The 25,604-nt window shown below is 59.7% G+C and carries 18 protein-coding genes; 6 read left to right on the top strand and 12 right to left on the bottom strand.

Going from position 1 to position 25,604, the window contains the following annotated elements:
* Positions 1-7: 7 nt before the first annotated feature.
* From CH274_RS14780 to CH274_RS14765, 4 genes are all read right to left on the bottom strand, one after another.
* Positions 8-679, bottom strand: a complete 672-nt coding sequence (locus tag CH274_RS14780; RefSeq protein ID WP_037189135.1) for a TetR/AcrR family transcriptional regulator — start codon at positions 677-679, stop codon at positions 8-10.
* 128 nt (positions 680-807) lie between these two features.
* Positions 808-1,584, bottom strand: a complete 777-nt coding sequence (locus CH274_RS14775) for an enoyl-CoA hydratase-related protein (RefSeq protein ID WP_094657863.1) — start codon at positions 1,582-1,584, stop codon at positions 808-810.
* A gap of 2 nt (positions 1,585-1,586) precedes the next feature.
* Positions 1,587-2,093 carry a nuclear transport factor 2 family protein gene (locus tag CH274_RS14770; protein WP_094657862.1) on the bottom strand — a complete coding sequence of 169 codons (507 nt, stop codon included), beginning with the start codon at positions 2,091-2,093 and terminating at the stop codon, positions 1,587-1,589.
* Positions 2,094-2,150: 57 nt separating this feature from the next.
* Positions 2,151-3,041 (bottom strand): enoyl-CoA hydratase-related protein, encoded by an 891-nt coding sequence (locus CH274_RS14765; protein WP_256993581.1) that lies wholly within the window; start codon positions 3,039-3,041, stop codon positions 2,151-2,153.
* Between the two features lie 157 nt (positions 3,042-3,198).
* Here CH274_RS14765 and CH274_RS14760 point away from each other — a divergent pair, with 157 nt between their 5' ends.
* Positions 3,199-3,846: a carboxymuconolactone decarboxylase family protein gene (locus CH274_RS14760; protein WP_094657861.1), complete on the top strand. Its 648-nt coding sequence runs from the start codon at positions 3,199-3,201 to the stop codon at positions 3,844-3,846.
* Between the two features lie 23 nt (positions 3,847-3,869).
* Here CH274_RS14760 and CH274_RS14755 read toward each other — a convergent pair whose 3' ends face one another.
* From CH274_RS14755 to CH274_RS14735, 5 genes are all read right to left on the bottom strand, one after another.
* On the bottom strand, positions 3,870-4,850 hold the full coding sequence (locus tag CH274_RS14755; protein WP_094657860.1) for an NAD(P)H-dependent flavin oxidoreductase: 981 nt from the start codon (positions 4,848-4,850) through the stop codon (positions 3,870-3,872).
* Positions 4,847-5,737 (bottom strand): SDR family NAD(P)-dependent oxidoreductase, encoded by an 891-nt coding sequence (locus tag CH274_RS14750; protein WP_143546574.1) that lies wholly within the window; start codon positions 5,735-5,737, stop codon positions 4,847-4,849. Before CH274_RS14750 ends, CH274_RS14755 begins: the two co-directional genes overlap by 4 nt.
* A gap of 14 nt (positions 5,738-5,751) precedes the next feature.
* A complete protein-coding gene (locus CH274_RS14745; RefSeq protein WP_094658047.1) occupies positions 5,752-6,504 on the bottom strand; it encodes an SDR family NAD(P)-dependent oxidoreductase in 753 nt (250 codons plus the stop codon).
* A gap of 5 nt (positions 6,505-6,509) precedes the next feature.
* Complete coding sequence (hisD, locus tag CH274_RS14740; protein ID WP_094657858.1) at positions 6,510-7,838, bottom strand: histidinol dehydrogenase; 1,329 nt, start codon at positions 7,836-7,838, stop codon at positions 6,510-6,512.
* A 61-nt stretch (positions 7,839-7,899) separates the two neighbouring features.
* Positions 7,900-9,876, bottom strand: a complete 1,977-nt coding sequence (locus CH274_RS14735; protein WP_094657857.1) for a flavin-containing monooxygenase — start codon at positions 9,874-9,876, stop codon at positions 7,900-7,902.
* A 212-nt stretch (positions 9,877-10,088) separates the two neighbouring features.
* Here CH274_RS14735 and CH274_RS14730 point away from each other — a divergent pair, with 212 nt between their 5' ends.
* Both CH274_RS14730 and CH274_RS14725 read left to right on the top strand, forming a co-directional pair.
* Complete coding sequence (locus CH274_RS14730) at positions 10,089-11,735, top strand: class I adenylate-forming enzyme family protein (protein WP_094657856.1); 1,647 nt, start codon at positions 10,089-10,091, stop codon at positions 11,733-11,735.
* A 149-nt stretch (positions 11,736-11,884) separates the two neighbouring features.
* The gene (locus tag CH274_RS14725) at positions 11,885-13,240 is read left to right on the top strand and encodes an MFS transporter (protein ID WP_179275747.1); all 1,356 of its coding nucleotides are present in this window, start codon (positions 11,885-11,887) and stop codon (positions 13,238-13,240) included.
* Between the two features lie 631 nt (positions 13,241-13,871).
* Here CH274_RS14725 and CH274_RS14715 read toward each other — a convergent pair.
* Positions 13,872-14,840, bottom strand: a complete 969-nt coding sequence (locus CH274_RS14715; RefSeq protein WP_256993598.1) for an ROK family protein — start codon at positions 14,838-14,840, stop codon at positions 13,872-13,874.
* Between the two features lie 629 nt (positions 14,841-15,469).
* Between CH274_RS14715 and CH274_RS14710 the strand changes: the two genes are divergently transcribed.
* Both CH274_RS14710 and CH274_RS14705 read left to right on the top strand, forming a co-directional pair.
* The gene (locus tag CH274_RS14710; RefSeq protein WP_094657853.1) at positions 15,470-16,564 is read left to right on the top strand and encodes a zinc-dependent alcohol dehydrogenase family protein; all 1,095 of its coding nucleotides are present in this window, start codon (positions 15,470-15,472) and stop codon (positions 16,562-16,564) included.
* Entirely contained in the window at positions 16,564-17,907 is a 1,344-nt protein-coding gene (locus CH274_RS14705) for an MFS transporter (protein WP_094657852.1), read from the top strand. Before CH274_RS14710 ends, CH274_RS14705 begins: the two co-directional genes overlap by 1 nt.
* A gap of 372 nt (positions 17,908-18,279) precedes the next feature.
* Here CH274_RS14705 and CH274_RS28890 read toward each other — a convergent pair whose 3' ends face one another.
* Positions 18,280-18,744, bottom strand: coding sequence for a hypothetical protein (locus CH274_RS28890; protein ID WP_143546573.1), 465 nt, complete (start codon positions 18,742-18,744; stop codon positions 18,280-18,282).
* A 1,717-nt stretch (positions 18,745-20,461) separates the two neighbouring features.
* Here CH274_RS28890 and CH274_RS14690 point away from each other — a divergent pair.
* Positions 20,462-24,604 carry an NACHT domain-containing protein gene (locus tag CH274_RS14690; RefSeq protein ID WP_094657849.1) on the top strand — a complete coding sequence of 1,381 codons (4,143 nt, stop codon included), beginning with the start codon at positions 20,462-20,464 and terminating at the stop codon, positions 24,602-24,604.
* Between the two features lie 69 nt (positions 24,605-24,673).
* Here CH274_RS14690 and CH274_RS14685 read toward each other — a convergent pair whose 3' ends face one another.
* On the bottom strand, positions 24,674-25,603 hold the full coding sequence (locus CH274_RS14685) for a hypothetical protein (protein WP_143546572.1): 930 nt from the start codon (positions 25,601-25,603) through the stop codon (positions 24,674-24,676).
* Position 25,604 lies beyond the last annotated feature (1 nt).

The raw sequence follows: 25,604 nt of genomic DNA, 5'->3' as shown, positions 1-25,604 counted from the left end.
TGCTTTGTCAGTCCTCGGCTGCGCCCTCCGCCATGATTCCGTCGAAGAATATTGCCGAGAACACGCGTGAGAGATCCTCTGCCGAATACCGGCTCTTGCCGGGCACGAACCACCGATGCGTCCACTGGGTCATGCCGAAAATACTGTTTGCTATCAACGTGTTCGACAGATCGGGTCGAAACGTACCGTCGGCAACCCCGAGTGCAATGGCGTCCAGGAAATACTTCTCGATCTTGTGGGTGTTGTCCACCATCTCCTGGGCCCACTTCGAGTCGAGCGATGACACCCGGCCCCAGTCTTCCTGCATATAGACGTACATGTAGGGGTAGTGCTCCACCTGAGATGCAAGCAGCATCGCAATGAGAGCTTCGAGCGTCTCCCGCGGTCGTAGCTTCTTGGCCACGATCTCGTCGGCTCGTGACAAGTTGGTCACCACGGTGCTCGTGATGCACTCCTGGAACAGTTCTTCTTTGCTGCCGACATAGTAGTAGAGCGAAGCTCGGTCGGTGCCGTATGCCGCCGCAACGTCATTCAATGATGCGGCGGCATAACCTTTTTCGCGAAACACTTCTGCGGCGACCCTGAGGAGCCCAGCTCGCTTTGCAGAATAGTCGGCCGAATTTTCGGTCAGCGCGCTCTTACGCCGTTTTGCAATTCCGCTGACTGGTGACTTCGCCACAGCCCTGCCTCGCCTTCGTGACCGTCGCTTCTCGGATGGTTCAGCCAGTATAGGTTCGACAAATTCCGCTACGAGAGGCCACTGTTGACCGGCCTCGCTCGCGCCGTTCTTGCGAGGGGCTCACGGCGTCACTTCCCCGCCCACTGTGGCTTGCGCTTCTCCTCGAACGCTTTCCGGCCCTCGAGGACGTCGGACGATGCGGCGTAGGCCTCGATCAGTTCGAACTTGGTCGACAGTGCCACTTCCAACGGGTACGAGGCGCGGGAAAGGACGGCGTGTTTGGCCGCCTGCTGAGCCAACGGCGACGCGGTGGTGAGCTTCTTCGCCCATCTCACCCCGGCCGCATCCAGGTCCTCGAACGGGACCACCTCGTTGACCAGGCCGTGAGTCAAGGCGTCCTGCGCCCCCATACGGTCACCGGTCAAGATCAGTGCCATGGCGATGCGATGTGGGAGATGGCGAATTGCCCGATGAACAACGCCGGATTCGCCGATAATTCCGGCTTTGACCTCCGGAAGGCCGAATTGGGTGTTGTCTGCGGCGACGATGATGTCGGCGCACATGGCAAGCTCGAACCCGCCGCCGAGGACGTAGCCTTGGACAGTCGCAATCAGGGGCTTGTTCAGTACTCGAAGCGGTCCTCCCACGCCGGTCAGGCCGCCTCCGAGTGCACGCCGGGATGGGCTCGCAGCCGTACCGCCGCTGATGTCGGCACCTGCGCAAAATGCTCGTTCGCCCGTTGCTCCGAGCACGGCAGCCCAGATATCTGGGTTGTCCTCGATCTCGTCCCATCTAATTGCCAACTGTTCGTCGACTTCGGCCGAGATTGCGTTGAGGACCTTCGGACGGTTCAAGGTGAGGTAGGCGACGTGGTCCCGGACCTCGTAGAGAAGTTCGTCGGACACGGTCAGCTCGTCTTCTGTGTGCGTGGCGTCGGGACGAGCGCGTGGGCTTTCGCGTGGTAATTCTCGGTTCCGGCCGTCTTCTGTTCGCGACGTGAGATCTTCCAGCCCTCGTCGGTCCGGGTGAACTCGTCGTGGTACTGGGCGTACACGATCCCGTCCGGACGATCTCGGTAGTACTTGTGCCACGCGTAGAGAACCGACCGCACTTTCGCAGTGTCCTTGTTCAAGAAGTCGATCACGATGTTGCTGACGTGATGACTCGTGCCTGCGAAGAATGCGGCGATTCCAGTCTTATCGTTCGAAAGCACATCGAGGTAGCTTTCTGCGCCGGTGGCACCGTGGGAGGGGCCGTAAGCGACGTACAGGTCCTCGACGAAGAGGGGGAGCATCGACTGGGGGTCGGCTGCGTCGAGATGAAACGCATACTGGAAAAGGACTCGTTCGATATCCCTTTCGTCTACAAGACGCTGTACGACTTCCATAATGTTGTCTTCGTTGACCGAAGTCATGACGCTCCATTCATTCTCAGGTGTCGATCCGGTTCCATGGTTCATGTCAGTCTACGGTCATGTTGACAGCTCGTCAACGGTACCGTTGCCTGTGAAGGGAATAGCCTGGATCGGTGCTGAGAGATCGGAAGTCGGTGCGACGCGGAACGATTCGATCACCGACTTCAGGCCTTCTTCGGCGATGCGGGCACGTAAGGCTGCTACCTCTGGGGTCATGTGGGCCAATGCGTCCGCATCGGCTATAGCTCCCAGCGCATTACGAGTTCCCATCGCCTCCATCGCGCGATTGATCGAAACCTTCTTGATGGTGAGCAGGCTGGGCGGCACCTGAGCGATTCTTCGTGCGAGCGAGGCCACGCGTGCTATCAGTTCGCTTTCCGGGACGGCGTGATTCGCCCAGCCCCACTCGACTGCGGTTCGTCCGTCGATGCTGTTGCCCGGAACGAACGCAAATTCCTTGGCCCGTTTCGGTCCGACGAGGGTTGCCCAGACGGGCGAGACGTAACCGGCCCCGATCGGAATGGTGACTTCGGCGATTTTCGCGTTCTCGGTAACGATGGTGATATCGGTGAAGGTGGCCAGCTGCGTTGCTCCGGCGACGCAGTATCCGTGAATTGCTGCGATAACCGGCTTGGGGTGGTCCCAGATGGCGAGATACCGATCGATATTCCTCTGCAATCGGGTGCGGTCGGCCACGGGGTCCGCGGCCGTGGTCGGAGCGACTTGTCCAAGGTCGTATCCGGCGCTGAAGCCTTTACCCTCTCCCCGGATGGCGATCACCGGTTCGCCCGAATGTTTCAGCCGCGCAAGTGCGTCGGAGAACTCGTCGAGCAGTTCGTTGGACAGTGCATTGGCCTTGTCCGGTCGATTCAGCACGATCCAGGACACGGGTGAATCGTGCTCGACCCGGATGTTGACGTAGTCGGGCATTGCCGGATGTTCGGGCATGTGGCTCCTTGATTCGAGACGTGTCCGGTTCGAGACTCCGCTTCTGTACTCGTCACACTAGGCAGCCGGTACCACGCCGTCAACACATGTGTTGCCAACACTTCAGCGAGGTCGATAAGCTCGGCTCGACAACGTTTTTCGATCGACGAGGAGAGTCGTGACAGTCAGTCAGCAACAGGTCGACATGCAGGCGGCACGGCTGTTGAAAGGGGTTCCCGACGGGGACGGTCTGACCGAAATCCAAGTTGCGTTGATCCAATTCGCACTCCGCGCCACCTCCTCGTCCCTCGACACCCTCGGAAGCAGGAGATGGGCGGAACGTGCAGTTGCGGCGGGAGCGACGTTCGACCAGCTGCACGAGATCGTTACGCTGCAATCCAGCGTCGGAGTCCATGCATTCTTCGAGAGTTCTCGTGCCCTGGCATCGGCGGCGTGCCCGGAGGGTGGTTGGCCACCCCTGGACGAGCAGCGGCAACATTTGTGGGACAAACATATCGGTGGCACGAAGTACTGGACTACCATGCAGGAGGAGATTCCAGGCTTCTTGGAGTCCCTGCTCCGGATGTCTCCCGAAGCGTTCGAGGGATTCATTACCTATTGCGGACTACCGTTCCGGGCACAGTTGGTTCCGAACATCACGAAAGAACTCATCAGCATGGCGTCGGATGCAGCGACAGCGCATAGATACCTACCAGGGATGCGGATGCATCTACGAAATGCTGTCAGGATGGGTGCAGGACGTGCAGCTATTGATCACGCGCTGAGGCTCGGTGCCGAATCTCCGAGTTTCATCGGCGTCGAGTAGGGCGTGCATTGGCCTACTCGACGCTAGAAAGCGACGAGGCCCGTCAATCGGCGGTCGATCAATTCTTCGGCGTCGTTGATGATCTGCTTCACGACATCCGCGCAGGTCAGAATGTCGGTGACCAACGCCTGGCTTTGTCCGACCCACCACAGTCCGTCATCCATCCGGCCTTCAGCGAGAACGTTCTGACGCCCCCGAGCACCCGACGCCAGCGATGCGATGTCCTCGAATGTCGTTCCTTCTCGCTTCTCGACGTCGAGGATCTCGTCAGATACCGCATTCTTGGCAACTCGCGCGGTATTACGGAATTTACGAAATATCAGATTGGTATCGCGTTCGGTATTGGCCACGATCCGATCTTTGACGTTGCGATGCACAGGAGCTTCCGCAGTAGCGACGAAGCGGGTTCCCATATTGATTGCATCCGCGCCGAGCGCGAGAGCCGCGACGAGGCCTGCGCCGGTGGCGAATCCGCCCGAAGCGATGATCGGTAGGTCTGTGCGTGCCGCGACGGCCGGAATGAGTACAAGACTGGATACGTCGTCCTCGCCGGGGTGACCTGCACACTCGAACCCGTCCACGGATAACGCGTCGACGCCGAGTTTCTGCGCGGAGATCGAGTGCCGCACGGCGACGGTCTTGTGAATTACCTTGATACCGGCGGACTTGAGTGACGGTAGGTGGTCCTTCGGGCTCGAGCCGGCTGTTTCGACAATCGAGATTCCGTTGTCGATGATGACCTGGCAATACTCGTCGTAAGGAACGGGCGCGATCGTGGGGAGTATTGTCAGATTTACGCCGAACGGCCTATCCGTCAAGGCCTTCGTTCTTCGAATTTCTTCGTCCAGGGCAGCGGGCGTCGGCTGCGTCAGGGCCGAAAGAAATCCCAGCGCCCCGGCATTGGCGACGGCGGCGATCAAGACAGCTCGCCCGGCTCCGGTCATCCCGCCGCACACTATCGGATGTTCGATATCGAACTCTTGCGTGAATCGGGTGGAGATCATCGTGGTTCTTCCTTGCTGAGGTGGCGAGTGAGTTGCTGAAGCGTCCGGTCCGACGCTCCGTCTCGGAGGTCTTTCAAGCGCGCCTCGATCTCGGCATCGGGGTAGCCGTGGGTGAGCACTGCGTTCTGGCCTGACAACACGGCCTCGACGGCGAGTTCGCCGAGTGTCTCTGCTGCTACGGGAAGGTTGTACGTGAGCGTCGCGGCTCGTTCGGGCTCATAGGCCACAATATTGCGAACCGCTGATCTATCGGAGCCGGGCCGGAGGCGTTCACTGGTCGCGATCGAAGTAGGGACGAGGCCTGGGTACAACACGGTGACGCCGAAGTCGTCGCCATGGTCCTCGAGTTCGTATCGCAATGCGTCGGACAGTGCGGTGACTGCGGCTTTGGAGGCCGCGTAGGGCGCGTGTCCAGGAGCGATGTCGAGCGCGGTCACAGACGATGTGTTGACCAGGTGTTTGTGGCCGGGCTGCTTGCGCATTCTGGGCACGAAGCTGACGATCCCGTGCACCACGCCGAAATAGTTCACCTCCATCGCCCACGCAAAGTCTCTGATCGACGCGTTCCAGGATGCGCGGTGGGGCCGCATCGACACTCCGGCGTTGTTGCACAGAACATCGACACGACCGTGCCGAGAGAAGACCGAATCGGCGAGAAGGTCGACCGAATCTGCATTGCTGACGTCGACTCTTGCGGCGAAGGCTGTTCCGCCGAGCTCGGACACCTCGGTGACGAGTCCGTCGGCAGCCGCTTCGTCGATGTCGGCGACGATTACTCGAGCTCCACGAGCGACGAACGATAGCGTCATCGCTCGCCCGATCCCGGTCGCGGCACCGGTGATGACGACGACGGATTCGCTGTTCAACGATGCCCCGGTCATGTTCATGCGTTCCTCACCTTTCACCACGCGGTGTAACCGCCGTCGACCAGCAGAGTGTGGCCGGTTATCAGACCGGCTGCGTCCCCGGCCAGAAAGGCGACGGCACCGACGATATCCTCGGGTTCCCCGAAGCGGCCCAACGGGATCCGAGCGCGCAGAGTTTCGCCCCACCCGGGTCGCGACAGGGTGTCAGCGGTGAACTCGGTCCGTACGAAAGTGGGGGCAACGGTGTTGACTCGGATGCTGTGTGGGGCCCACTCGATTGCGAGAACTTTGGTGAGTTGGTCGAGGCCACCCTTGGTCGCGCAGTACACCGTGCGTTCCTCGATCCCCACCGCGCCTGCTTGAGACCCGATATTGACGATAGCACCAGAGGTACCGGCCGATACCCATTGCTGTGCAACGGCTCGGGTGAGGAAGAACGTACCTCGCAGATTGGTGTCGACAATGGAATTCCACTGCTCGATCGTGACATCAAGTGCCCGTGCGGGGTGATTGACCCCCGCGTTGTTGACCAGAATGTCGAGGGAGGTGCCGCGCAGACGTGCACTGAAACGCTCGACGAAGGGCGCAATCGAGCTCACGTCCTCCAGGTCGAGAACGAAACCCGTTGTGCCGAGCTCGGATTCGATTTGCCGAACACCGGCATCGGTTCTCGATGTCCCGTAGACTGTCGCACCGAGTTCGGTGAGCGCTCCTGCGATGGCCTTTCCCAGACCCCTGTTCGCTCCGGTGACCAGAGCAGTCTTTCCTGAAAGCGAGAACGTGAGCACAGTGTCTACCGCGGCCGGACCGAGAGTGTGGCTGGAGCCCATGGCAGCGGTGCGCCGCCGTACTTCGCTGCACGCACATCACCCGAGCGGGCGTGGCCCTCGAAGTACTCCACCCGCGCAGCTCTTCCGCAGAGGGTTCCGAGTTGGGCGCTCGCTGACTCCGAGGTTATCTCCTGGTAGGTCACGGTCTTCAGGTACTTTCCTACCCACAGCCCTCCCGTGTAACGCGCTGCACCGCGCGTGGGCAAGGTGTGATTGGTGCCGATCACTTTGTCTCCGTACGAAACACATGTCTTCTCGCCGAGGAAGAGTGCACCGTAATTGCTCATAGCTTCTAGTGCTTGACGCGGCGTGTCGGTCAAGATCTGCACATGCTCGGACGCAAATGTGTCGGCGAGGGCGTAAGCGGCTTCGATGTCGGCGGTGACGATCACCTGTCCGTGGTCTCGCCATGCGACACCTGCGAAGTCGCGGGTAGGCATGTCGGGCAGGATCGCGTCGATGTGCTCGATAACGCTGCGAGCGAGGGCTTCGGAATCTGTGATCAAAACGGCAGGCGAATCCGGACCGTGCTCGGCCTGGCTGAGAAGGTCCACTGCGACAATGAACGGGTCCGCATTCGAGTCGGCGACGATCAAGACCTCGGTTGGCCCGGCGAACAAGTCGATTCCCACCTGGCCGAACAGTTGGCGTTTGGCCTCGGCAACGAAGGCGTTGCCAGGGCCGGCGAGCATGTCGACTTTCCGAATGCTTTCGGTGCCGAGTGCCATTGCAGCAACCGCCTGCACACCACCGAGTAGGTAGATGTCATCCGCACCTGCGAGATGGAACGCGGCAACGGTTGCTGCAGGGACTTCGCCTCGGATCGGAGGGGTGCACGCCGTGACGTGTGGAACGCCTGCGACCTTCGCCGTCACGGTAGTCATGTGCGCAGAAGCGACCAACGGGTATCTACCGCCCGGTGCATATGCTCCGGCCGCGGACACCGACAGATTGCGTTGTCCTAGATGGACACCCGGCGAGGTCTCGACCTCGAAGTCGTGCAAGGAATCGCGCTGATGCTGAGCGAAAACTCGGACGTTACGCTGAACGGTCTCGATGTCGGCGATGACCTCGGCAGGAACTGTCGAGATAATCTCGTCGATTCTCTCTGCGCTCAGTCTGAAGCTTTCCGGGCTCCACCTGTCGAATTTCTCGGAATATGCGCGGACCGCAGCGTCGCCGCGGTCGCGGATGTCGGCGATGACCGTGGATACGGTGTCCGCGACCGAGGGGTCACCGGTGGTCGCGGTGTCGACCTTTGCGGGTGTCTTCAGATGAAGTGTGTCGGGCATGATTGCCGCCTTTCTGTGGTGCTGGTGGGGTTGGGAAATATCCGATGCGACGGTGACCGCACTACCGTGCCTGCTGAACCGCTGCGTCTTCGAGGATGTCGAAGTCCCCGAGGTCGGGGCGTCTGACCATCTCCCAGTATTCGACGTTCAGGAAGGGCATGACGAAAATGACTCGGCCCTTGGAATTGCGGTAGTAAGTCGCGAATCCTGGATGGGTCCACACCGTCTTGGAGTGCATCGTATCGACGAGTTCGTTGTATCGGTTCGTAGAGTCTTCGGTAGCGCTGATAGCAGTGATGTTCTTGCGGAACATTTCGGCCAGAAGGTCACGGAGGTACCGAGCTTGAAGCTCCATGAAGTACATGAAGCTTCCGCTACCCGGCAGCGAATGCGGTCCACCGAGCATGAAGAAATTGGGGAAATGCGGAATGGAAACGCCGAGGTAGGCGCGGGGGTCGTCGTCGTCCCAGGCCTTGCTGAGGTCGAGCCCTCCCTCGCCGCGTACCTCGAGTGAACTCAAGAACCGTGCAGCCTCGAATCCTGTCGCCCAGATGATGACATCGACGTCGAGTTGTTCACCCGTGGACAATGTGAGTCCGGTCCGTGTCACATCCGAGACACCGCTCGTGAACAGATCGACGTTCTCGCGCTTGAGAGTTCGATACCACCCGTTGTCGAGGAGCATTCGCTTGCCGAAGGGCGGATAATCGGGGACGGCTTTTTCGATCAGATCGGGTCGTCCTTCCAAGGCGGACTCGATGTATTCCGTCAGGAATTCGCGCTGTCGGTCGTTTCTCCGGTTCACCGATCGTTCGGGGTGCGGCCACGACGGATCCACCCTGAGTGCGTCGATGATCTTGTCACCGTGCTGATAGAAGAGCCCGATCCAGTTCCACGCCCTGTAGAGCGGAAGATGTTGCAGGAGTGTGCGTTCAGCAGCAGGCACTTCCTCGCGGAACTGGTCGAAGGGTGCAACCCACTGCGGTGACCGTTGCACGATGGCCAGGTGTTCGACGATCGGAGCGATCGATGGTGAGATCTGTTGGCTGCTCGCGCCTGCCCCGACGATCGCTACACGTTTGCCGGTGAGATCAAAGCCATCCGGCCATCTGTTCGAGTGGAATTGAAGTCCCTCGAACTTCTCGCGCCCCGCGATCGACGGTAGTTTCGGCTGGTTCAGCGAACCCACCCCACTGATGACCATGTTCGCGACATGGGTGTCCAGATCACCGTCCCGGTTTCGGGTGGTGACGGTCCATAGTGCGGTGTTGTCGTCGTATACGGCGCTCACGACCTCGGTCTCGAACGAGACCTCGGTACGGGCATCCAACGAGTCGAGCACGCCGTTGAAGTATTCGTAGAGCTCGTCCCGGAGCTCGAAATGTCTATCCCAGTCTCGGTAATCGAACGAGAACGAGTAGAGGTGGCTCGGTGTGTCGACACCCGCGCCGGGGTAGCGGTTCTGATGCCACACGCCGCCGGCATCGGTACCCCGCTCGAACACGGTGAACTCGATACCGAGTTGCTGCAGTAGGTGGATGGCGGCAAGCCCGGAGATCCCCATTCCGATGACGATGGCGCGCGTCCCCGCAGGAGGGGTGACGTCCGGTAATTCGTCCAGTTCGCCGCTGTCGGCGGAGCGTCGACGGAGTTCCTCGGTCAGAATCGCTGCGTATCGCCGGTCGATCGGTTCACCGAGGAAAAAGCTCGCGGCCTTCTCCATGTCGCGAACGTCGTGCAGATCCAGCACCAGGCGCCGGTGCGCTAGCAAAGACGCGATCGCGTCGACGGCTGCGTCGCGGACGACGCGTTGATCGGCCTCGGCAATATCGCCGGTCGGGCGAGGTGAGACTCCGCGGAAATGACTGGGAGCGAATCGCGGTCCTATCCAGGACTCGTCTCCGGTCACCTGGTAGAGGACCATCAGCAACACCGGTACCGAGGCTCCTTCGACCGCCTCGCGAACCTCGTCTTCTGTCAAGGCAGGTGCGCCGTGCGACTCGGTCTTGTGATGCACCTTGGTCGTCGTATTGGTCATCGTTCCTCCGTATCGAGATTTCTCGATCAGTCAACATGATCGTTAACGACTCGTCAACACATGCGTTGAAACCAATTTCGTCAAAACGGGTGACCGTTAACGGGAGCGTTGACGACCGTGCGGGACCGGCCTAGTATTCGGATTCGGCTCGTAAAGCCCCGTCTCCAAAAAGAATCGACTTGGGACGATCTACGAATGCAAGGATCAGGTCCATGTACAACCAGTCCGTGTTCAGCGAATGCATGCCCCTCGGCGATGTGCTCATCCGTTCCGGCGAACGTTTTCCCGATCATCCCGCGTTCGTACTGCCGAACGAGACTCTGTCGTACCGGGAGATGACGGCCGGCGCGGTCCGTATCGGCCGCCTGCTCATCGCCCTCGGGCTGCGGGCCGGTGACAAGGTCGGGGTGCTTGCGCCCAACTCACGCGAATTCGTCGAGGCCGCGTTCGGTACGGCGCTCGCAGGCGCAGTACTCGTGCCGCTCAACCCACGTCTTCGCAGTCGCGAACTGAGTTACATCATTGCCCATTCCGAGATTTCGGTCGTGCTCACCACGGACGCACTCGCACCCCGCACGGACTTCCGAACGGAACTGACTGCAGCTTTTCCAGGAGTGGCGACGAGCGACTCGTTGGGCCTGGCGCTCCACGAAGCACCACACCTTCGAGAAATCGTCATGTTGAAGGGTGAAGGGGGACCCGGGATCGTCGGTGCATCGGCGGTGGACGAACTTGCTCACTCGGTGACGAAGGCCGACATCGAGGTGCGAAGACAACGGGTGCGACTGCGCGACGACGCCGTGATCATTTACACCTCGGGAACCACTGCTTCACCCAAGGGTTGCGTGTTGTCGCATGAGGCCGTGACACGAGGGCCCATCGGACGCACGGCGCAGGCCGTCCCATTCCCTGAGCCGCGTGAGAACAGGGTGTTCTGGTCACCGGCACCGCTGTTCCACATCGCGGCACTGCAGGGCCTGATTGCCTGTGTAGCAATGGGATCAACGTATCTGACCGACGTGTATCTCGACGGTGGGCGGGCGCTGGACATGGTGCGCAAGTGGCGTCCGACCTCGCTGTGGCCGATGTTCCAGTCGGCCTTCGATACTTTGATGGACGCACAGGGCTTCCGGGAAGTCGACTTGGGGGATGCGACGTCGTTGATCACGGTCGGCAGTGCCGACGAGATGCGCTTCGTCCAATTACGATTCCCGAAAGCATTGCTCATCAACGGATCTGGAATGTCCGAGATGGCAGGTCACTTTTCCTTGTCCAAGCCTACAGACGACGTCGAATTGAGGGCGGTCACCTCCGGGATGCCTGTACATGGGGTAGAGGTCAAGATCGTAGACCCGGTGACGTTGGGTATTGTGCCGCTCGGCGAGCTGGGTGAGCTTTACGTGAAGGGCTACGCAATGATGACCCGCTACTACCGAGACCCGGTGCAGACCGCCGCCGCAATCGACGAGGAAGGTTGGCTGCACACCGGAGATCTGTTCCGCACGTTGAGTAGTGGGCATCTTCGCTACGAGGGCCGGCTGAAGGACATGATCAAGGTGGGTGGTGAGAACGTCCCCGCCATCGAGGTCGAGTCATATCTGTGTACGCACCCCGATGTCGTACTTGCGCAGGTCGTCGCGAAGCGCGACCGCCGACTCGATGAGGTGCCCGTCGCGTTCGTCGAATTGCGCGAAGGTGCCACTGTAAGTGCCGACGACATCATTGCGTTCTGCAGGGGACAGATTGCAAGCTTCAAAGTCCCACGTCAGGTGTTCTTTCTGGGCGCCGAAGAGTGGCCGAGGTCGGCCACGAAGGTGAACAAGAGGGCCCTCCGCGAGGTGGCCGCAACCAGTTCGTGATCAACGAATGTGTTGCCTGTCACGGTCGGCAACGCTAGTGTTGATCGCATCGAAGGTCCCACGAATCGATTCCCCCGCTGCGGCAGTTGCCCGGCGCTTCTCTGAACCGAGGAATTCGCATGATTCAGGAATCAACGCCCGCAGTCGCTTTGATCGAAGAACCCACGGCCCGACGTCGTCTCTTTGGCGGAGCAGTCGGAACTTTCGTGGAATGGTTCGACTTCGTGACTTACGCGGTGACAGCACCGACGCTCGCACTGCTGTTCTTTCCGAAGTCCAATCCCTCTGCGGCAGTGCTGGGGACGCTCGCGATCTTCGCTGTCGGCTTCATTGCCCGCCCATTGGGAGGAGTCGTGTTCGGGTATCTCGGCGATAAATACGGTCGTATTCGCGTCATGGCATCGGTGATCTTGTTGATGGGCGTGGCAACTGGGGCAATTGGATTGTTGCCGACATATGCCAGTATCGGAATGGCCGCCCCCATCCTTCTCTTGATCTTCCGGTTGATCCAGGGATTCTCTACTGGCGGAGAGCATTCTGGGGCACTGAGTTTCGTACTGGAATCGGCACCGTCGGACAAGCGAGCATCATGGATTGCCATCATCTATGCCGTGACCATTCTGCCGAGCCTGGTGCTCGGCTTCGGGATCATCGGCTTGCGTGGAGCGATCGGTGACGACGCCTACACCGACTGGGGTTGGCGTCTACCTTTCTTCCTCGGTGCACTTCTGGCGTGTGGTGGTCTCTGGATCCGCTTAAAACTGAGTGATCCTCAGGAGTTCGTCAAGGCTAAGAAGGAACGCGTAGCTGCGAGCAAGAACCCGCTCAAGACAGCAGTTGTCGAGGAATGGCCTGCCCTGCTTCGGGTGTTCCTGCTCCTTGCGCCCACGCTGATCGCGTACTACCTCGGGATCACGTACCTCTACACCCATATGGTCTCGAACCTTGGCATGAATCCGAACACGGCCTTGCTGGCCAACACGCTCGCAGGTGCGTCCATTGCGATTCTGGTTCCAGTCTTGGGGCGGGTGGCAGATCGTGTCGGCCGAAAGCCGTTGATGTGGGCAGGTGCGGCTTACATGACGGTTATTGCGTTCCCTGCTATGTTCTTGGTCAATACCGCCACGTTCTGGGGTGCGTTCGGCGGCAGCTTGCTGCTCGCCTCTGCTACGTCCCTGTTCGTTTCCGGGTCGATCGTGACGATGCTCGAACTCTTCCGGACGTCGAGCAGGTACTCAGGGCATGGGTTGTCCTACGGAATGGGAACAGTAGTGTTCGGGGGCTTCACACCGATAATTGCCGGCAGCCTGATAGACGCGGTAAGTCCGTCTGCTCCTGCTGCAATGGTTGTCGTCGCGGGAGTCGTAGGCATGGTTGTCCTGCGGTACACGCCGGAGACCAAGGACGTTGCTCTCGCCACCGCACTCTCCCGGTCCGTTGTTGATTCCGCGTCCGACGGTGCAGCGGTCAAGAAGCCCGACCTGCATGCGGGATCTGCTCAATAGCTGCAGACACATAACGGCGTCGCCGGCAGGCTGACCACAGTCGGTCCGGGGGCGCCGCAGAGTAGAACAGTTCAAGAACCAACGAGTCTTGGTCGATCCTTGGCCCGAGCGGGTTTCTGCCGAGCGCATTCCGCAGGTCGTCGTGGGCCACAGATGACATCGTGACAATCATGCGTGACATTCAACGAGTTGTCGCCTACGTGCGGTTCGACGATGCGTCGGTCGATGTCGCGTTGTCCGACGTGTGGGCGCGCTCGCTTGGAGTACCAGTGCATCGATACCTGGGTGGTCCGCATCGTGTGTGCCCTTAAAGGCAAGGCGGATGCGTGCGTGCGCGCCAACGTGCGAGGGGACAGGCTGACGCCAATGAAGTGCTTGCCGAAGGTCGTTCAGAGCGGTGTCTAGATAGCCGAACAGTCAACGTCTACAGGCTAGTTCGACGCTCTCCGTGAGGCTCTACTCGAGCATCAGCTCGTCCGACTCTGACGATTTGATCTCGAAGGGACTGGGACCGGTCAGCGTCCGTCTCGTGTGTCGTCGCGGGTGGGCTGCTGCGGCCGATGTTGCGAAGGGAGCAATACGTGCGACCTTGTACACGCTTGCCTTAGATGTGGATTGTCGACGAGGGCACTCAGGTCAGGTACGGAACGATGGTCGGGTTGTCCAGTACGGTCCTGCGCGCGTGATGCCAGGCACCGGTCAATGGAGATTCCAGTCCGTATGTGGCCAAAGTGATCTGGGGGTTGAACTGTGGCACCCTTTCGGATCGTGAGCGGATGAGGCCGTTGACGTACGGCTCCAACCATGGAAACAACGGAGGAAGGATACCGCCGAGTACAACGACGTCGACATCGGTGTAGTTGCTCATTGTTCCGACGGCAGATGCGAGCGCCTCGCCTCCACGACGCAATGAAGCATGCGCGGCGGCGTTGTCGGCCTCCAGTAGATCGATCAGCTCCGTAACAGATTGCGAACTGTCGAGGCCTGCGCGTTCGAGGAGCGCGTGGAGACTGAGGTACAACCCGAGGCATCCTCGGGCCCCGCAACTGCACTGCGGACCCGCCATGTCGACGCCGACGTGTCCGACGAGTCCAGCCAGTCCGTGCGACCCGCCGTAGATGTCGCCTTCGATCAGCAAGGCACCGCCCACTCCCTCACGTTGTGCGCTGATATATGCCATGGCGCGAGGCCGAGTATCGCTCGGGTAGGTTGTGTATTCGGCTAGGGCGCTCAGTCGCCCCTCGTTGATCACTTCGATGCTCCGGGGTTGCGCTAAAGCCTCTTGGAGCGGTGTTCGAACGTCGAACGCGCGTAAGCCCAATGGCAGGGCGGCCACGATGTTCGAGTCGTGCGCAACGATCGCCGGCAGAACAGCCACGGGGTTCGCGATCCACGCGTTGCTGGCGTGGTTTGCGTGTTCGATGGCGGAATCGAAAATGTCCGTCAGCGCCGTAACGAAACCTGATCCATCGCCTGGCTCGATGGTGTGGGCTCTGTGCGCGGACCACAGAACTTGACCCGCCAGGTCTCGGACTTCGCCGATAACCGATTTGGGAAATAGCTGAACTGCCACTGTGCGGACACGATCCGGTGCAGGCATCAACAGCCTTCGCGGTCGCCCCCGTCGTCCTTGGACGTTGCCGGACTCGACCAGTAATCCCCGCGCAATCAAGTCCTCCACCATGGTAGTTACAGTCCCGCTGACCAAGCCGGTCCGCTCACGCAGCTCCATACGCGCGCATGGCGCGTTCTCTGCGGCGGCGGCCATCACCAGAGACAAGTTGTGTCGGCCGACGTCAGAGGAAAGTGCGGGAGAACCTGTCATGGATTCGTATTGTCCGCTACGCCTGCTGCCGGGCGGAAGAGAGGCCGACGCGGATCTGAACTCCACAATCCGAGGGCGCGTGCCCAAGCGTACTGGCGATGCGTTCTCTTGCCGTTAGCTCACGGCTCACACCGCCACCGGATGTCTCAAAGACGCAGAAATCAATAACGGTAATAGCCTGGGACAAATCGGGAATGGACTCGGGATCGACGCCGAGAAATCTTTTAGTCAATCGTTGACTTATAGGCCTGAACCGTCTTAGTGTCGTAGAGCACACCTTCGATATTGGAGCCCGGTCGCCATCGACCCGCCGCCAACCAGGAGACATCGAAACCATCTGTGCCGGAGACCAATCCGAGTCTCAGAATGCCGGTGCTGCCGAAAACGACAGAAGGAAGTAAGCCATGAAAGGCATCGTCTTTACAGGCAACCGCAGGGTGGAAATCCGCAACTTTCCGGTTCGAGAGCCCGGACCGGGTGAAGTAGTTGTCGCCGTACGAGCGTCCGGCATGTGCGGAAGCGATCTCCACGTATACCGTGCCGCACGGGACGGGGACGACACGGTCGGACAAGCGATTGCGGGCCACGAGCCTGCCGGTGTAGTCCATAGTGTCGGGCCCGGAGTAGGAGACCAGCTCGCGGCGCCGGGCGACCGCGTTATGGTGCACCATTACATCGGTTGTACGACGTGCGACAGTTGCAGGTCCGGGTGGCCGCAGATGTGCACGAAAGCTCCGTTTCGTGCGTTCGGGACTCAGGAGCACGGAGGACACGCTCCGTACATTGTGGTCCCGGCAGCGACCTTGGTGCCTCTCGATGACTCGCTGAGCTTCGAGGCAGGCGCGGCCATCGGATGTGGCACCGGCACGGCATGGGGTGGCCTGGAACGTCTCGGCGACGTAGGGGGATCGACATTGGTGGTCTTCGGACAAGGTCCGGTGGGGTTGTCGGCGACGATGCTCGCGACAGCAAGGGGTGCACGTGTCATCGCCGTCGATCCAGAACCGGCCCGCCGGGTCCATGCCGAGCGGTTCGGTGCCGTAGCCACCGTCGATCCGGTAAAAAGCAACGCCTCGGACATGATTCGGAATTTGACCGACGGAGCGGGAGTGCCGCTCGTACTGGAAACCTCCGGAAACTCCTCTGCGATCTCCGCTGGAATGGACTGCCTGCGACCATGGGGAAAAATCTGTCTGATCGGTTTGGGTGCGGGTGAGGCACGATTCCGCGTGACTGATTTCTATCGAACCCAGGTGACAGTCATGACGTCGTGGACGATGTCTATCGTCCAACAACGACAGTGCGCCGAATTCGTTGCGCGCGAGAAGCTGCCGATCGACGAATTATTCAGTCATCGTTGGCATCTGAGCGAGGCTGCCGAAGCTTACGAAGAGTTCGACAAGCAGAATGCAGGAAAAGGTGTTTTTGTGTTCGACGCACTGGATTCAGATGTCGAACGAGTCGGTGCCGAATCCGCCATTTTCGGAGAGGATCGATAATGAACGCAGTAAATCCTCGCCGCCGCCTCATCGGAGGGTGTATTGGCAATGTCTGCGAGGTCTTCGACTACTCGATCTACGCTCTCGCCGCACCGGCGCTCGCGCTGCACTTCTTCTCGCGAGAGAATCCTACCGCTGCCTTGCTCGGAACCTTTGCAATCTACGCGCTGGCCTTCTTCGCGCGACCAGTGGGCGGTGTTCTGTTCGGTTTTATGGCGGACAGGGTCGGCCGCCTCAAGATATTGTCGTTGACCATTCTGCTGATGGGCGGAGGAACGGTCGTCACAGGGCTGCTTCCCACGTACGAAACAATTGGTACCGCGGCGCCCGCGCTCCTCGTTTTGTGCAGGCTCCTGCAAGGACTTTCGATGGGAGGCGAATCGTCGGGCGGCTACAGTTTCATCGTGGAATCCGCACCGGACGGTAAACGCGGACGTTGGATCGGTTTTGCCGTGTGCTTCATCTACGTCCCGACTTCGCTCGCCGCAGTGTTTGTCCTCGGCGTTCAAGCAGCTCTGGGTAGTGAGGCTTATATGGATTGGGGTTGGAGAGTGCCGTTCATTTTCGGCGGTCTCATCGCAGTGGCAGGGTTCTGGATACGCCGCACGCTCGACGATCCGGAGGAATATACTGCCGCAGTTGCCAATCAGGGTGACGCGCGGAGCACAATTCGGGAAGTAGCTGCTTCGAGGAAATCGATGCTGCGAGTGATACTTCTGCAAGTTCCACAGGCCGTAGGAGCCTATCTTCTCGTCGGCTACATGTTTACTTTCGTCGTGAAGACAGGCGGTCTCGATGAAAAGCCGGCTCTGTTCTCCAACGCCGCGGCAATCCTGGTCCTCGCGGTGATTGCAGTGTTCTTCGGCTCGCTGGGTGACCGTATCGGTCGAAAGCCACTGCTCATCGGGGGCGCGTCGTGGTTAGCGGTGACCGCGTACCCGGCGTTCTCGCTCGCCGCATCCGGAACGCTCCTGGGTGCAATCGTCGGACAGAGCCTTCTAGCGATCGGAGTCGCCATCTTTGCCGCCGGCTATTTTGTTACCGCCGTAGAACTATTCCCGACTGCAGTGCGCGGCACCGGTCATGGATTCTCGTTCAACCTATCCGCGGCGATCTTCGGAGGGACCACACCGCTCGTCGCCACCGCCCTCGTCGGCTCTCTCGACAGCCCGGTTGCCCCTGCGTTCTACGCGATGTTGTTGATCCTCACCCTCGGTGCGGCCGGCATTGCCATGACGCCGGAAACCAAGGACACGGATCTGCGAACCTCTGTGCAGTCGACTGGACCAACCGGGAGGATCTCTTCGTCCGACCGATCCACAGTCGACACAAGCAGCAACTAGACCGCAACGGCACGAGGCGCACGGCTAGGTGTTGAACGAAGAACAGCGCATCGCTGCGTAAGAGAAGAAGGTGCATCTTTGCGCCCCAATTCCGCCCTCGCTGGACGGCTCCTAGGGACTGTCTGGTGAGGGCGGGCTGATGAGCGCAGGGCGAGCTGCCCGGTGATCAGAGCACCTAACAGCATTTTCGCAATTTTCACTTCTACGTCAACGGATGCAAGCGTTCGGATGTGCGTTTGGTCGGAACCCAGTTATTTTTAAATCACGGACGTAAGCGATGACGTGATGATTGCGCGTGAATATGGATCAGGTTGGGTCTGTCCTTGCATCTTGTCTCCGCTGGTGCGCGGTCTCCGACCCCCGGAAGAGCACTCAGCGCGAGAGTGGGAAAGAGGTGTAGACGAAGGTTGCTGGGACCTGTCCGAGGTTGCGTAGATCGTGCATACTGCCAGGTAGAACGATACTGTCACCCACTTCCAGGCTAACCTCTCCGGTTTCGAGGATTATGTCGAGCGCCCCGGAGGTCAACGTGATGACATGGAGCGCGTCGTCGAAGTGAAGATCGAGTACCCACTCATGGCCGACGGACACGGGTGGAACAGACAGCAAGCGAACTACTGCTCCGCTCGAAGGTGGCTCGATTCCAACTTCGCCTACCCGGCTCGCTAGGCCGTGTTCTGGACGGAATGGAATCTGTGGCTGCCACCAGACCTCTTCGATTGACACCTTCCCCGGATGGGATTCGGCCATGTCCCGCGCGTCCGAAAGGACAACCGACCGACCCTGGGAATCTGTGCCTACGACGATCCGGCGATTTTTCGATCTGCTCATGTCCATGATCTCTTTTCTACTTCCTGGTTGGTGCGAGCCATCGGAACGATGGCTTACATGCCGTCCGGTCTTCCTCCCCAGGAGTCTGGAGATTGCGCGACACGAACAATCTGAAGGTCTTCAAGGGCACGGCACCATCTCGTAGATGAGAACATGCAGATGCACCCTGTGTCCGTTTTTGACTCGCAGGCGGAACTAAACGTTAATTTACATGCTGCCATTTCGGGCAGTCTGGCAGCTTAATAGGGGACACCTACCACACTTATTGCTGTTCCCAATTGATGAGATCGCAGACAACAGAATTTTGGGGTGGTTAGTTCAATAGAATGGTGAAGTCGGACCAGAACATATTCCTCAACGGCCCGGTCAAGGCCGTTAACAATGTCGAGGTCGCTGCGATTGGTGGGTCGACTGGTTCTCCAAACCGTCTCTCGATGGCGGTCCTTGGAGTGCCACCGATCAGCGACATCACAAGGTCCGCAATAGAGGCGCTCGAAGTGCTCCAGCCGTTCAGCCACCTGTGTACCCGCAGCGTTGGAGAGCACGGTGACTCGATCACCGGGGAGCACCTTGAGTCCGGTCTCGATCGGGGATACGCCTTGTGATGCCTTCTTTTACTGCGAAATTCTGAAGAGCCAATGGCGGAAGCAGGTGTAAGAATCTGCACTCCCTAGAAGTTCCCCGCGATCCGCGGTCGCCTGCGGGCGGTGGAACCTCGAAGAACGATTGGGGGTCGAGTGTCTCCCGAGCGATGCTGTGCCGAGTTGGCAATACGCCATTTTGCTATCCACGGCGGTGCCCACGGATAGGTACGGAAACATGCTCGACCGTGTTGTCGTGGCGCTACCCCCCCCGAAGGAGCCGGTTGGTATGCACATGATCCCGGTGAATGGCCCGGCGCGGTGGTCAGCACGCTGACCGAGGCTCCTCCGCCGTTGGTGCCATGGGCGGCACCATTGTCGGGGGAGGCGATGTACGCCTTCTTGCTCAAGGTGTCCCCGCTGTCTGGATATGAGACCGTCGTGGGTTGGTGGTTCAGTCACTTTTCGCAGCGGTGGACCTGTGTGGTGTGTGGGGGGACTTCGGTGGATCCGCATTGAGCAATCGATGTTCGAGCGTGCCACTGCTCGGGTCAACTGGGGGTGGATCGACCTGAACCGGTTTGTACAGAAACGCCTGGTCAAGGTTGGTTCGGTGCGTCCGGGTGGGACCATCGAAATATGATTGATCTTGCTGGGGGTCAAGGGGTCGCAGGTTCAATCCCTGTCAGCCCAACACCGAGCAGTTCAGAGGCAGTCTCGGAGAGATTCGAGGCCGCCTTTTTGTCTGAATGTAGGGCCCCGTGCCGCTCAGTGTCACTACCCGTTCGTTAGTTGATTCTCGGTGTCCACAGCCGTCCGCATCGACCGCCCTAACTGAGCCGGGGGTTCGGACGCTTCGACCGCGTGAATCTCGAATCCCGGATCAAACTCTTGTGGGATCCGTTCGAGCCCTGACGGCGGTTCGCCACGCGCGTTCGCACCGAGCGATCTGCACCCTTTTGCCGGGTGATTCAGTCGACCTACCAGTGGCCGATGTCAACCTTCTAAATTGCATTTTCCGCACCATCATGTGCAGAGTGCCAGTTCAGCGTATTTTGGGACGGCAAATGTGTCGGTGACCTGCGCTCGGCTGCGTGGATGGACGACCGACCGACCCGAACACCTGCCGAAAGAGTCCGCCTGTGCCGCTGTCAACACCCGACATCGACTTTCGCTACATTCGCCCCTTCGGACAACCCGCCACGCGCCCGAACGCTTTCGAGGAATTGACCTCGATTTTGATCGAACAACGTGACGACTGGCCAGCAGGCACCACGTTCTTTCGGTTCGGGAACCCCGATGGCGGACGCGAGGGTAAGGGCGTGTTGCCCAATGGTGATGTCTGGGCCTGGCAGGCGAAGTATCTGCATGGCTTTGACGGCTCAGCTGCTGGCCAGATCAAGAAGTCACTGACACGGACTCTGGAAAACGAGTCCACACTCACGAGATACTTCGTCGCTCTCCCTATCGACCTGCCTGCAGGGGATACCGATCGGGCAAAGTCTGCGTTCACGCTGTGGGGTGAGGAGGTCGCAAACTGGCAGGCGTTGGCCGGCGAGCAAGGCCTTTCAGTCGATTTCGTGTATGTAGGAATGCATCAGATGGCCACCGCCTTGACAGAACCAAGGAACGCAGGCCGAGTCAAGTACTGGTTCGATGCGAATATTCTGACCAAGTCGGACCAGCAGACCCGCATTGACGACACAGCGGCGAAGCTCGGGCGTCGATACAGCCCGAAGCTGCACGTCGAGGTCGACGTCGTCCAGGTCGTCGACGCGGTCGGTCGCACCTCGAGCTACATCGAACGCTGGCAGCAGGCACTCTCGCAGCTTCGTTCCGCTCGTCAGTGGGGATGGAGAGCACCTGAAGGTCAAGAAGAGAAATTCGACAGTGCCCTAGCTACCAGCGACGCTGTTTTGCCTATTGCTGATCACGCTTTACAACGCTTGATCGAGTCTGCACAGACATGCGAGGACCTTGCAGGTGTCGATAAGGAAATCACCGACGCGATCTCGGCTCTCAGAGCACTCGACGAACTTCTGCACACGCACTCGCGCTCTGAGGGCGGATACTACGTTGGTGATGCCGCGACGCTCTACGGCAACGTTCGCAAGTCACTCAGTGCCCTGAATGCGGCTTGGACTCTCTGGATTTCCACGGCCACTCGTGCGGCGATCCGCGGCGAATTGCTGTTGACCGGCCGGGCAGGTGTCGGCAAGTCACACCTGCTGTGCGATGTTGCGCGCCGTCGAATCGTAGATGCACAACCCACAATTTTGATTCTCGGACAGGAGTTCGACAACCGCGCATTGATGACTCAGATCCCCGAACTGGGTGAGTTCGTCGGTACGACAGACGATTTGCTGTCCCTTCTGGATGCAGCCGGCGAAGCAACCGGAAACAAGGCGCTGCTGATGATCGACGCGATCAACGAGAGCGACGACGCCGATAGGTGGGCGGATGCGATCCCTGCTCTACGGACCAAAGCTGCGCGGTATCCTCACGTGGGACTGGTCATTTCGTGTCGAACTGAATTCGTCGAGCCTGTAGTCGGAACAACCGACTTGCCTACCGAGGAGCACTACGGCTTCGAAGAGGCGACGGACACCGCAGTGCGCCGCTTCGCATCCGAATACAACCTCGACGTCCCTACATTTCCCGTTTTCAACCCAGAGTTCGGCAATCCTCTGTTCCTACGCCTGACCTGCGAGGCATTAGAGACTCTCGGCACCTCCCGCTTCGTTCTTGGTTCAGCTGGGCTCACCACGGTGTGCGATGCTTTCGTCGAGGCGACGAACAAACGTCTCTCCGGTCCGCAACGTTGCGACTACGACTCAGCTCGGAACCTCGTCCAGGCGACGATCCAGCAGCTCGCGCAGTTTGAAGGTGGTCACTTCGACAGGGCCGACGTTGCGCGAATAACTACGAACCTACTGCCGGGTCGACCGTGGTCGAAATCTCTGATGAAGGGGCTGCTCGACAACAGCATTCTGATCGAAACCGGCACCGACCGAATAGCTTTCGGTTACCAGCGGTTGGGTGATGTGTCCAGGTCCAAGGAGATCGCATCCAGATCGTTGACCGAGATCGAGCAGTGGGTTCGGTCGTCGGGGCTGTCTTCGTGGCGAGAGCGCGGCACGCTCGGAGCGCTCGCGGTAATCCTGCCAGAAACACATGGCAGGGAACTCATCGATGTCGCCACGGTCGACAACAAAGTCCCGAAGGTCGCCATCGACAGCTACTTGGAAAGTTTGATTCTGCGCGACCCTACATCTGTCACTACCCGCACGATTCAGATCGCAGAGGGCCTGCTGGACAGCAACCGATACGCCCATGAGACCTGGTCACAGATATTCCGCCTCGCTTGCGTACCAGGCCACCCCATGAACGGACGATGGCTTCACGAGTCCCTCGCACGGCAAGATCTGGCCGAACGAGATTCGGCATGGTCCGTGTGGTTATTTGGCGCGTCGGATCCCGATGAACATTCCCCGGTCAGGACGCTCATCGAATGGGCGTGGCCTCCGAGCTCGAGTCAGCGCGTCGTACCCGATCGTGAGACTGGGGCACTGGCCATTTTGGCACTCGGATGGCTACTGACCACATCGGATCGGCGTGTACGAGACCAAGCAACCAAGGCGATGGTTGCCGTTGGTGAGCAGAACGTGCCCGCCTTCGTCGATGCCATAAAACTGCTACTGGAAGCCAACGATCCTTACGTCATCGAACGGGTCAGCGCAGCTGCATGTGGAATCGTGCTTCGCGACTCGGTTCCACACGACGTGCACACAGTCGCCGATGAGTTGGCCGCGTTCGTGGCAGACACATGGCCGCAGCACCTCCTCACTCGCGACTACATTCGGTCGGTCTTCGATGAAGCCGCCAAGACGGGGTGGCAAGGGCCTACTGGCGCTCCGCCGTACGGAGCCAAGTGGCCCGTCGATGCCACACCTCATGACGAGATCGAGCAGCTCACTGCACCGCCCGAGTACCTCTACAGCTCGATCTGGCACTCGATCTCCGGAATGGGCGATTTCGGGAATTACATTCTTGAGCCGGCGATTCGAGACCTGACCGTAGAAGACCGGCCCGCGTTGCTCGAACTAGTCGAGCGAACAATCTTCGACCGCGTCCGCAATCTCGGATGGTCGCCGGCAAGGTTCGATTCGATTGACCGCGGGCTTCGCCGCGGACGATCCGACGGGCCCAACGAGCGGATAGGGAAGAAGTACCAGTGGATCGCACTCTACGAAGTGCTCGGTGCCCTCGCTGATCACTTCCAACTGAAACCGGCATGGTCGTCAGAATCGCCGAGACCATATGAATATCCCGAACAGTTGATTTGGCGGGACCTCGACGTCACCGTGTTGGCGCGGCAACCATCGACGAGCGCGACAAGCCACGATGAACACTGGTTCTCTCCCGTCATGGCCACCTTCCCTGACACCATCGTCGACGGCTACCCTGACAACGTGACGGGGATCCCGGACCCCGTGAAGATGCTCGCCATAACTGATCCCGACGGAACGCATTGGCTCAACCTCTTGAGCTATCCGAAGTGGAAACAACACCACCCGCCTGAGGTGGAGGCGTTACGACCCCCTACGCGAGATGCGTGGATGTCACTCCACGCGTACTTGGTTCCTGCAAACTCAGCATCTGCTCTGCGAGGGTGGGCCGTCGGGAAAGACTGGTCTGGGCTGTGGATGCCTGACATCACCGAAAATTCCAACGCGTTGCTCGGAAGTCACCCGACTGGGCCTCGTTGGCAAGACATCGACGACCCGGATGAATGGAACAACGGTAAGGGTGGAACTCCGCCGACCGAATTCTCACAGACCGGCGCGTGGTACGGCGGAACAGGCACCGACCGTGACACCTCGGCAGATCGCGAGACGCAAGGCTTCGTCCCGAGCCGGACCCTGTTCCAAGTTCTTGGACTGCAACAAGGAGTGGACTTCGTATGGCGAGACGGCTCCGGTGTAGCGGTCATCGATCCATCACCCACCAAGGGCGGGCCGAATGTTTTACTCCTGAGACGCGATCTGGTTTCAGTACTCAGAGGTGCTGGATTCACACTGTTCTGGACTGTTCTGGCCGGGCACGAACACTCGACGGGGGATGTCGGCATACCTGGCCCCGAGTATCGGTGGATCAGCGCGAGCGCGTCGTACCTGCTTACTGACGGTGGAATCGAACTGATCGACGCTTATGCAGCCCGGTACGCACCCGGCCCACGGAAGGAATTCGATGTCGAATGGAACCTGTCGAAGTCCGACATTTAGAGATTTCGAACCGTCTCCGTCCGAAAAGATGGCCTCATCCGATACGAAGTGAGCGATGTCGACGGCCCACTAGGTCAGGCTCCCAGGGAATACCAGTTCGATTGCGTCGGTAAGGTTGTCGTGAGGTTCGCGACTGAGCCCGTAGAAACTTATTGTGTAGGACAATGCATTGTAGAATGCAAGGATTGCGGTGCGAGCGATATTTTCGACGTGGCTTATCTCGATCTTCAGGTCGGTACCGTGGTGGTCGCCGTGGTCGACTGCGATCCTCATTTGTCGGGCTTGGTAGAGCGAGGGGTGGGTCCCGGCAGACAGGAAGCTGTAGATGCCGAGCGCTTGTCGTTCTGAGACCGAGCCCTGAGCTTGCTCGTGCACAAATTTGAACATTCGAGCCACTGATGCTTCAAGCCCAGGTAACATCTCGCCAGCCAACGTGCGGCCTGGCTTCTCGTCGCTGAGGTCTTGATTACTCGTGCCAGGAAACGCCGCAATCGCGCGAGCGCGGGTAACTGTCCAACGCTGGTTCGCGTCCTTGTAGGCATCATCGTCTTCGGATCCCATACGCCCAGCAGCGATCTTGGCGAACTCGCAGCTGGCAAACTCCGCGAGGTAGGCGCGGGCCAAAATCTTCTCGGAAGGCGAGGTTGTCCCGATGACCCACATCACCGCCGCGCAATTCTCGATAATCGAGCGCGCAAGTGGCAGCGGCGGAAACATGACTTCTCCACCCCTGTATAGCGCCCCAAGGCCCGCAAGGTGCCCGGCCGCGACTTCGAGATAGGTGACGAGCACCTCGGAGATAAGATCGAAACCTGCCATATGGCCAACGGAGGTCGACGCCGGGTCTTGACTGGAAGCGAGCCGTTTTGCCTGGCTAGCAGCAGATCGTGGAGCAGGCGCCCAGTGTGAGTCGGCAGCGACCGCCAGAAATGTTTCACGGCAGGCCTCAGCGAGCTGCGCCAGGTCTTCGAGGCGGTTAGCCGATGTAAGCATATTCACG

This window comes from Rhodococcus sp. 06-418-5 (assembly GCF_002258285.1).
Classification (GTDB): domain Bacteria; phylum Actinomycetota; class Actinomycetes; order Mycobacteriales; family Mycobacteriaceae; genus Rhodococcoides.
Note: the sequence above shows the minus strand (reverse complement) of the source record. Positions and strands in the feature narration are given on the sequence as shown.

Bases quoted from the DNA above. Each gene is read 5' to 3' on its own strand.
- CH274_RS14750 (WP_143546574.1), bottom strand. From the start codon at position 5,737: ATGAACATGACCGGGGCATCGTTGAACAGCGAATCCGTCGTCGTCATC.
- CH274_RS28890 (WP_143546573.1), bottom strand. From the start codon at position 18,744: ATGGACATGAGCAGATCGAAAAATCGCCGGATCGTCGTAGGCACAGAT.
- CH274_RS14705 (WP_094657852.1), top strand. From the start codon at position 16,564: ATGAACGCAGTAAATCCTCGCCGCCGCCTCATCGGAGGGTGTATTGGC.
- CH274_RS14770 (WP_094657862.1), bottom strand. From the start codon at position 2,093: ATGACTTCGGTCAACGAAGACAACATTATGGAAGTCGTACAGCGTCTT.
- CH274_RS14730 (WP_094657856.1), top strand. From the start codon at position 10,089: ATGTACAACCAGTCCGTGTTCAGCGAATGCATGCCCCTCGGCGATGTG.
- CH274_RS14735 (WP_094657857.1), bottom strand. From the start codon at position 9,876: ATGACCAATACGACGACCAAGGTGCATCACAAGACCGAGTCGCACGGC.
- CH274_RS14755 (WP_094657860.1), bottom strand. From the start codon at position 4,850: ATGATCTCCACCCGATTCACGCAAGAGTTCGATATCGAACATCCGATA.
- CH274_RS14710 (WP_094657853.1), top strand. From the start codon at position 15,470: ATGAAAGGCATCGTCTTTACAGGCAACCGCAGGGTGGAAATCCGCAAC.
- CH274_RS14715 (WP_256993598.1), bottom strand. From the start codon at position 14,840: ATGCCTGCACCGGATCGTGTCCGCACAGTGGCAGTTCAGCTATTTCCC.
- CH274_RS14765 (WP_256993581.1), bottom strand. From the start codon at position 3,041: ATGCCCGAACATCCGGCAATGCCCGACTACGTCAACATCCGGGTCGAG.
- hisD (WP_094657858.1), bottom strand. From the start codon at position 7,838: ATGCCCGACACACTTCATCTGAAGACACCCGCAAAGGTCGACACCGCG.